7 protein-coding genes are annotated in these 5,988 nt (G+C 69.9%); 1 reads left to right on the top strand and 6 read right to left on the bottom strand.

The window, feature by feature from the left end:
* From ACWELQ_RS35520 to ACWELQ_RS35495, 6 genes are all read right to left on the bottom strand, one after another.
* On the bottom strand, positions 1-531 hold a 531-nt coding region (locus ACWELQ_RS35520), incomplete at its 3' end, for a hypothetical protein (RefSeq protein WP_452401394.1).
* Positions 528-1,187, bottom strand: coding sequence for a response regulator transcription factor (locus tag ACWELQ_RS35515; protein ID WP_452401393.1), 660 nt, complete (start codon positions 1,185-1,187; stop codon positions 528-530). The genes ACWELQ_RS35520 and ACWELQ_RS35515, both read right to left, overlap by 4 nt.
* A gap of 84 nt (positions 1,188-1,271) precedes the next feature.
* Entirely contained in the window at positions 1,272-2,366 is a 1,095-nt protein-coding gene (locus ACWELQ_RS35510) for an AAA family ATPase (protein ID WP_452401392.1), read from the bottom strand.
* On the bottom strand, positions 2,363-3,028 hold the full coding sequence (pnuC, locus tag ACWELQ_RS35505; protein WP_452401391.1) for a nicotinamide riboside transporter PnuC: 666 nt from the start codon (positions 3,026-3,028) through the stop codon (positions 2,363-2,365). The genes ACWELQ_RS35510 and pnuC overlap by 4 nt, the downstream gene beginning before the upstream one ends.
* Positions 3,029-3,102: 74 nt before the next feature.
* Positions 3,103-4,377: a DUF1501 domain-containing protein gene (locus tag ACWELQ_RS35500; protein WP_452401390.1), complete on the bottom strand. Its 1,275-nt coding sequence runs from the start codon at positions 4,375-4,377 to the stop codon at positions 3,103-3,105.
* Positions 4,378-4,436: 59 nt separating this feature from the next.
* Positions 4,437-5,654, bottom strand: a complete 1,218-nt coding sequence (locus ACWELQ_RS35495) for a DUF1800 domain-containing protein (RefSeq protein WP_452401389.1) — start codon at positions 5,652-5,654, stop codon at positions 4,437-4,439.
* 138 nt (positions 5,655-5,792) lie between these two features.
* Here ACWELQ_RS35495 and ACWELQ_RS35490 point away from each other — a divergent pair.
* Positions 5,793-5,988, top strand: a 196-nt coding sequence (locus ACWELQ_RS35490; RefSeq protein WP_452401388.1) for a hypothetical protein, incomplete at its 3' end; no start/stop codon positions are given.

Genomic DNA, 5,988 nt, shown 5'->3' with positions numbered 1-5,988 from the left:
GGCGACGACCATCGCGCCGATGGTGCCGTCGTTGTCGTACACCGGGGCGACCGCCAGCCGCACCCGGTCCCCGTCCCGGTCGGTGAGGGTGTACCACAGTGTCTCCTCGGACGTGGCGCTCTCCTGCGCGAGTCCGCTCAATACCGCGGGCAGCCCGGATCGCTTGTGCACGAACGGTTCCTGCCAGCCGCCGTTCGCGTCCCGGACCAGCACCACGACCGGGTCCGGTCCGCCCACCAGGTCCTCGTCGGAGCGCACGGTCTCCAGGTCGACACTGCCGTCCTCGGCCCAGTACACCTCGCGGGCGAGGCCGGTCACCACGCGATCGATGCCCGCGTCCAGGTCGCGGTCGCGGGAATGCGCGTCGATGGAGGCCGCGAGCGAGCCGAGCACGATCAGGCAGACGGCCGTGAGGACGGTGAACAGTCCGGTGAGCAGCCAGCGTAGGCGGCGCAGCCTGCCGAGGGTGGCCGGCCGCTCCCTCGCCTCGGCCCGGAGCCGGGCGCGGAGGCTACGCAGCGGCAGCTTCATGGCGCGATGGTGAAGCCGATGCCGCGCACGGTATCGATCAGCGGCGGGTCGCCGAGTTTGCGACGCAGCTGGGCGATCACCACGTCCACGACATTCGAGGCGGGTTCGGCCATTTCGTCCCAGCAGCATTCGATGAGCTCGCTGCGGCTGACCACGGATCCGGCGCGGGCGGCCAGCAGTTCGAGGACGCCGAATTCCTTGGGGGTCAAGGTGAGCAGCGTGCCCGCGCGGTGCACGCGCCGCCGGGGACGGTCCACGGTGAGGGTGCCGACCACGGTGCGGGTGGCGGCGGGCAGCTCCCGGCGACGGCACAGCGCCTGCACGCGGGCGGCGAGTTCGTCCATGGCGAAGGGCTTCACCACGTAGTCGTCGGCCCCCTGGGCGAACCCGTCGAGTCGGTCGGCGAGGGCGTCGCGGGCGGTCAGCATGAGGACCGGGGTGCGGTGACCGGAGTCGCGCTGGGCACGCACCAGATCGAGGCCGTCACCGTCGGGCAGCCCGCGATCGATGACCAGACAGTCGTAGGTGTTGACCGCGATCTTCAGATCCGCGTCGGCATAGTCCCGGGCCAGGTCGACGGCGAATCCGGCCGCCCGCAGCCCCGCCGCGACCTCGTCGCCCAGGTTCCTGTCGTCCTCGCACACCAGTACCCGCACCTGTCCAATTACAGCACCCGCCACCACCCCCGCAGTCTCCCGAACCCCCGATGAGGATTCGATGAGGATCCGGGCCGGTGCTGGTCAGGGTGTCGCCTCGAAACCGGGGCCGTGCAGGGGCTCACCGAATCGCGCGCCGAGGGCGAGCAGCGGATCGATGGTGCGGATGGCGAGTTCCAGGCGCTGGTCCAGGGTTCCGGTCAGCATGACCCAGGAGTGGTTCGCCCGGGTCAGCTCGTCGGCGAACCAGTCGGTCATGGCCGCACGCACGTCGAGGTCGCCTTCGCGCAGGCCGTCGTCGTGCCACGGGACCCCGGTGTGGTCGGTGAGCAGATACACCGCGCGCTTCGGGACCGCGGTCCACGGCTGATCCGCCCTGGCCGCCGGGCCGAGGTAGCGGCGTTCCCAGACGGACGTGGCGAAGGCGTCGGTATCGCAGACCAGCAGCGGTGAGCCCGAGCGCGCGGCGGCTTCCTCCCTTTGCGTCTGTTCGGCGGCAACGCGATCGAAATCATCGGCTTCCCAGCTGATTTCATCGAGGCCACGATCAGGTTGGGAAGCCCATTTGATCGTGGTGTACTCGCGGCCGTATTCGGGCACCCAGCGGGTGTCCGCCCAGACGCCGCCGCGTGCCGCGTAGTGCTCCGCCAGGGCCGCGGCGATCGTTGTCGTGCCGGTGGATTCGGCGCCGAGGACCACCACCCGGGTCGCCAGTCCGGCTCTCGTGGCCGGGGCCAGGTCGTGCCACCGGCCGGTGAGGTCGCGTCGTACCGCGGTGGCGCTGAGCGGAGTTCGCTCGACCTGTACGGCGACCGCGTCGAACCGCCGGGCCAGTTCGGGGCCGTAGGCGTCGCCGCAGAACACGGCGTCGACCGGCGGGCGGGCGCCCGCGGCTCGCAGACCCGCCCGCATCGCGGCGACCTGCGCGGCCCACACCCGGTCGTCGGTCACATCGAGCGGTGCGTCGCAGGCGATTCCGGCGATGTGGACGGTGGGCTCGGGGTGTTCGGCTCGCAGCCACGCCACGCGGTCGGCCAGTGCGATGGTCTCCGCGGCGGACTTCATGGCGAGCACCGTGACCTCGTCACAGCAGGCCGCGGCGTGCCGGATCAGCGCGTGATGGCCGTGGTGCGGCGGGTAGAACTTGCCGATCAGCAGCCCGTGCCGGTAGTCGCTCATGCGGCGGACTCCGTTGCGCGCGGCGAGGTTTCGAGCGGAGCATCGCCCAGAGCACGCCGCCACGACCGCAGCCCCGCCAGACACATGGCCAGGAACAGGACGTACACGACGGCGGTGAGATCGAGGTGTTTGGCGGCGTAGAGCGGGATGTAGACGCAGTCGGCGGCGATCCAGAAGTACCAGTTCTGAATTCGCTTGCCGTTCAACAGCCATTGCGCGGCGAGGGACAGGCAGGTGGTGAAGGCGTCGAGCAGCGGGGCGGAGTCGTGCGTCGCGTTCAGCAGCGCGTAGAGCGCCCCGGTGCCGAGCACGACGAAGGCCAGGCACCAGACCATCTCCCGGTGCGGCGCCCGGGTGACGACCAGTGGCCCGTGATCGCCCCGGCGGCGCAGCCACTGCCACCATCCGGCGACACCGAGGGCGATGTACACGACCTGCAAGCCCGCGTCGGCCCACAAGCGCGCCGAGGTGAACAGCAGGAGGAAGGCCAGGCAGTTGGCGATGCCGACCGGAAAGTTCCAGATATTCCGCCGCACCGTGAGCCAGACGCACAGTCCGCCGGTGACGAAGCCGAGCACCTCGATCCAGGTGACGGGTTCGCCGAACATCGTGTACGCCACCGCGAGCAGGGGGTGGATCAGTCCACCGAGCCAGTCGATCATCAGCCCTCCCGAGTTAAAGTCGACATGACTATAACCCAGATCTCGCGGGCCGCGACGGACTTACCGGAAGGCGATCAGACCGCCACCACCCCAGGCAGCGGACGGGGCGTGCCGGGCAGAACGTCGGTGGCAGGCACGCCGAACCAGCTCTCTGCGATGGTCGCGTAGAACTCGGTCATATCGACGGTGGCGCGCAGGTTGTCGTCGGCGTCGAGATTGCGCAGGGACGGGGACTCGCCGAAGACGCCGGGGTTGGTCGGGCCGAGCAGCAGTGCCGTACCGGCCGCGCCGTGGTCGAGGCCGTCGGAGTCGTTGTCGGGGACGCGGCGGCCGAACTCGCTGTAGGCGGCGATGAGGACGCGGTCGGTGAGGCCGCGGGCGGCCAGGTCGCGGCGGAAGGCGGCGAGCGAATCATCGAGGTCGGTCATGAGCTGCGCGTAGCGGTCCGGGTGGGCGGTGTGGGTGTCGAAGTCCGCGCCCATGGGCACGTGCACGATGCGCAGGCCGTGGTTGTCGTCGGCGAGCAGCCGTGCGGCCAGCCGCAATTGCACGCCCAGGTCGCTGTCCGGGTAGCCGTCGGCGGCCGAGGAGAGGGTGGCGGCGACATCCGAGAAGCGCAGTGCGGCAGCGGTTCCCGAGCGTGCCGCGGCGAAGGCGGGCAGGTCCGCGCGGTCGGGGTGGGCCATGGCGCGCTGGGCCGCCAGCCAGGCGTCGCGGACATTGTCGTCGTCGAAAACCGGGAACAGGCCCTCGGTTCCGTGATCCACCGACAGGGTGGTGACGCGTTCGCAGGCCAGCGCCGGGGAGGGGCCGACGCCCAGCGCGACACCCACGGCGGGGGCGCTCGGATCGCCGAGGTGATCGCAGAGGCGGCCCAGGAATCCGGTTTCGGTGCGGGCGCTGCCCTCCGGATCGCCGGTCTGCCAGCGGTGCAGCATCTCGAAATGCGACAGGTCGGGTTTGGCGGTGCCCACGCCCGGCACCACGGAGACGCCGTCGGCGGCGAGTTGCCGGAGGTTGGGATGCAGGCCCAGGCGGTCGTCGATGGCGTGCACCCGTTCGGCGGCGATGGCGGTGTGCCGTCGCAGGTCCCGGTAGCGGGAGTCGGCGTAGGGCACGGTCATCGACAAACCGTCACTGCCCCCGGCCATTTCGATGACCAGCAGGCGTCGCTTGTCGAGGGCGGCGGCCCGCACCGGCGCGGATGGATGCCAGCGGCCCGGGGCCGGGGACGGAGTCAGCAGCCGGTATCCGGCCGCGCCGCCGATCGCGGCCACCGCGCCCACGCCCAGCCCGGCTTGCAGCAGCCTGCGCCGCTTCAGGTCGGTACGCCGATCGTTCGATTCCATAGGGGCTCCTTCCGATTCGCACCGGTGCGCGTTCATGCCAGCCTCATACGGGTGCGTGCTCACGCGAGCGTGAATTCCGGTGCGGTGACGGCCAGGGCGAGCAGGGCGGCGGCCGCGCGCTGCGGCTCCCGGCGCAGCGCGAACGCCAAATCCGTGGCGGCGGTGCGGGTTCGGGGTGTCGGATCGTAGATCGAGGCGCGCCTGAACACGGCCGCGACCGGATCGCGCGCCCCCGCGATCTCGTCGAGCACGGGCGCTTCGACGGCCAATCCCGCCCGCGCGACCACGCTGCCCGGCGTGATCCACCGATCCCCCGGCGGCCAGCCCGCCACATTCGGCGGATAGAACGGCGACTGCCCGAGCGCGGTCATCAACTCGAAAGCCTTGACCGGGTCATCGATTCCGAAGACCGCGAACGCCGCCGTCACCCACTCCACCGGATACCGCGGCCGCGTGTACACCGCCGCCGCGAAGGAGGGATCCCGCAGTATCGCCTCCACCAGCGGCCGAATCTCCAACCCCGCCCGCGTGAACACCGCCGCCAGCTCGCTGACCCGTTGCTCCGAGGCCACCGTCCCGACCAGGAACCGATGCAGCTTCGCGGCGATGAATTGCGCCGTCTCCGGCCGATCACACAGCACGTCGACCACATCCGCCGCCGAAATCACCTGCCGCCCCAGCAATTCCACCGCCACCCGGTTCCCCGCCTCCGGATCGAACCCCACCACCCCGTCATCGTCGACATCCCACCCCGACAACGCCACAGCCGCCGCCTTCACATCCCCCTGCGTATAACTCCCCCGCCCAATGGTGAACAGCTCCATGAGCTCCCGCCCATGATTCTCATTCGGCGCCCCCACCCGCGACCCCGCCCCATCCAGCCACTGCAACATCGCCCCATCCACGGTCACCGCCCGCGCCAACTCCCGAAAATTCCCCATCGCATGCGCCCGAATCACCAAATGCTGCCCCCACATCAACCCCCACGCCCCCACCTTGTCCTGACTCGACGTGAAATGCCCATGCCAAAACCACACCATCTTCTCGTGCACCCCCGCCCCCGAATCCCCCATAGCCCTAACCCACAGCCCCACCGGCCCATCCCCCGCCACCTCGGCCTCCTCATCGAAAACCGGCACACCCACCACAACCGGCCTCGCCTCGAGCACCGCATCCACCACCGCCGCATCCCCCTGCCCCGAAAACACCTCCACCCGCCCCGGAAACGGCCCAAACGTGGCCCGCCGCAACACATGCCCAACCCCCAACTCATCCATGCCCCGACAATGCCCAACCCCCCGTTAGGAATTCATGAGATGGAACGCAGCCATTTCCGCGCTGCGAACTTTCATGCCCCGAGGCACCACATCGGACGCAAACACCCCCACATGCGGTAGTCTCAAAGGTAGTCTCGAATGGTGGCGATCGAATGGTACTGGGCGTTGGCGAGGATGCTGGAACGCGTCGGGGTGCACCCCGACGACGTATTCGACGTCGTGGATGCGTGGATCACCGCGAAGCGATCGGTATGGTTCCGGACTGCCACCGATCCAGCTACCGGGTTGACGACCTTCGTGATCTGGGGCCGCGCCGACAGCGGCACTCCGATCG

The sequence above is a fragment of the Nocardia sp. NPDC004722 genome (assembly GCF_053601505.1).
This window is presented reverse-complemented; position numbering and strand designations above follow the sequence as displayed.

Bases quoted from the DNA above. Each gene is read 5' to 3' on its own strand.
- ACWELQ_RS35510 (WP_452401392.1), bottom strand. From the start codon at position 2,366: ATGAGCGACTACCGGCACGGGCTGCTGATCGGCAAGTTCTACCCGCCG.
- pnuC (WP_452401391.1), bottom strand. From the start codon at position 3,028: ATGATCGACTGGCTCGGTGGACTGATCCACCCCCTGCTCGCGGTGGCG.
- ACWELQ_RS35500 (WP_452401390.1), bottom strand. From the start codon at position 4,377: ATGGAATCGAACGATCGGCGTACCGACCTGAAGCGGCGCAGGCTGCTG.
- ACWELQ_RS35495 (WP_452401389.1), bottom strand. From the start codon at position 5,654: ATGGATGAGTTGGGGGTTGGGCATGTGTTGCGGCGGGCCACGTTTGGG.